The organism is Vibrio sp. 378, from assembly GCF_033339435.1.
On sequence record NZ_JAWOUO010000838.1, the window covers coordinates 1 to 591 of the forward strand.

At 46.4% G+C, this 591-nt stretch carries 1 protein-coding gene; it reads left to right on the forward strand.

What is annotated here, in order from left to right:
• Window positions 1–591, forward strand: a 591-nt coding sequence (locus R7Q48_RS29140; RefSeq protein ID WP_318133843.1) for a hypothetical protein, incomplete at both ends; no start/stop codon positions are given.

A 591-nucleotide genomic window follows, 5' to 3' on the forward strand; every position in this document is an offset into this window, starting at 1 on the left:
GCGTTCAAACATTTGTGGATGAAAATGGCCAAGTTGATATTTCGCTCAGCATTCTTTCTGGAGAAGTCAAAGACAACCCGAACGACCACTCTGAAACGGTAACGGTACTGCTTTCCAACATTCCTGATGGCGTTGAGATATTTGATAATGATGGCAACTCGGTCGATTTAACGTTCGTTGGGTACGATGGTAATAACCAGCCAATCTATGAAGCGACTATTACGCAAGCAAATATCAACTCGGGCATTGTGATTAAACCGGAAGCATCGTCTACCGAGAATATTCACATCACAGCAACCACGATCGTTACTGAAAACGATGGTCATACGCGCACCTCAACTGGGGAAATTCGTGTGATTGTTGGCCCTGTGATTGACGCAAGAAATAACTATACCGTGGTTTCGGAAGGTGACGAAGATACGCGCTTCAACATCGACTGGAAACCAACGACCAGCCAAAGTCCAGATGCCGATGAGTTCTTCTCAGAAGTGACGATTTCTGGCTTCCCTCCGAGTTGTACCGTGTTCGTGGATGGTGTAGCGCAAACGCTCGTCGCTGGTACGTTAACATTAACACCGCAAGCCAATGAAT